We start from the raw sequence: 1580 nt of genomic DNA on the forward strand, positions 1-1580 counted from the left end.
CGAACATTGGCGCCATTTTGTTGAGCACGTAAACTAATTTTCTTGAATTGCTCTACAGTTTCTAATTGACCTTGAGCAGTTAAAGGAATAGTAATTTGTTGCCCCGTCAAAGCAGGAACATCACCAATACGACCTGGTGATATCGGCAAGTTTTGGTTTTGGATGGCTGTATTCACATCTTGAATACTCAATCCATAAGAAACCAAACGATCTGGATCGACCCAAATCCGCATGGCTTTTTCAGCACCAAAATTTTGGACTTTACCAACACCGTCAACCCGCTTTAATTCTTCAATCACATAGCGAGTCATATAGTCACTGACATCAATTTCACTATATTTGCCATTCGGTGAACTTAAGCCCACCATCATTAAAAAACCAGACGACGCAGCATCGACCATCAGCCCTTGTTGTCGCACTGTTTGAGGTAAGCGTGACTCAATGGCTTTAATTTTGTTTTGCACATCAATTTGTGCAAGTTCTACATCTGTACCTGGTTTAAATGTTGCGGTGATTGTTGCTGTTCCAGAACTATCTGAACTTGAACTGTAATAAAGTAAGTTTTTGACACCTGACATTTCCCGCTCAATCAAGGTCACAACACTATCATTCAATGTTTTTGGCGTAGCACCTGGATAGATTGCCGTAATACTAATCTGTGGTGGCGCAACACTTGGGAATCGTGCAATAGGTAACTTGGGGATGCTTAGTACACCCAACAGAATAATAAATAAAGCAATCACCCATGCAAAAATAGGACGCCTAATGAAAAATTGGGACATTATTGCTGTCCTCCATTTTCCTTAATATTTGTAGGTTGCCACTGCTTAATTTTTAATTTTTGCTCAGGCTGTATACGATCAGCCCCTTCAACAATGACTTTCTCACCTGCTTGTAACCCTTGTTTGATCACATAGTTATTTTGATAACGTTGACCAAGCTGAACAGGCTTGCTTTGCGCTAAACCTTTTTGATTAACAATCGTAACATTGGCTTTACCACTAATATCATGTTGAATCGCTTGTTCTGGAACTAGGAGCGCATTTTCAACTTGAGCTCGGCTCATATTGACTCGAACATACATGCCTGGCAAAAGTTTTTGATTTTCATTATTGGCTAAAATACGGATTGTGACATCACCCGTATCAGGATCAACTTTAGTATCCGAAAATAGGATTTCACCTGTAACGTTATAAGGTTTACCCTGACTATTTAGGATTTCAACCGTATGTTTGGTATTTGACACGTCACCGCGCTGTATCGCTGGCGCTACTTTTTCATAATCACTAATTGATTGCTTTACATCAACATAGACTTTATTAATCTGTTGTATTACGGCCATTGCATTAGTATCACCTTGACCAACTAATGCACCCTCAGTCACTAAGATTTCACCAATCGTTCCCGAGATAGGGGCTGTAACAGTCGCATATTTAAGATTAAGTTGTTGTCTGCTTAACATGGCTTGCATTTGCGCCACATCGGCTTTTGCTTTTTGATAATCTGCTTCGGTATTGTTGTATTCCTGCTGACTAACCGCATTTACTTTTACTAATTCAGTGTAGCGTTTTAACAGCACC

Annotated in this window: 2 protein-coding genes; both read right to left on the reverse strand. The window is 39.8% G+C overall.

The window, feature by feature from the left end; all coding sequences use genetic code 11:
• Nucleotides 1–785, reverse strand: a 785-nt coding sequence (locus FTV42_RS16775) for an efflux RND transporter permease subunit (protein ID WP_180039246.1), incomplete at its 3' end; no start/stop codon positions are given.
• Nucleotides 782–1580 (reverse strand): efflux RND transporter periplasmic adaptor subunit (locus FTV42_RS16780; RefSeq protein WP_180039245.1); only part of this gene is annotated, 799 nt, incomplete at its 5' end. The genes FTV42_RS16775 and FTV42_RS16780, both read right to left, overlap by 4 nt.

The organism is Acinetobacter sp. YH16052, assembly GCF_013417155.1.
Lineage (GTDB): Bacteria > Pseudomonadota > Gammaproteobacteria > Pseudomonadales > Moraxellaceae > Acinetobacter.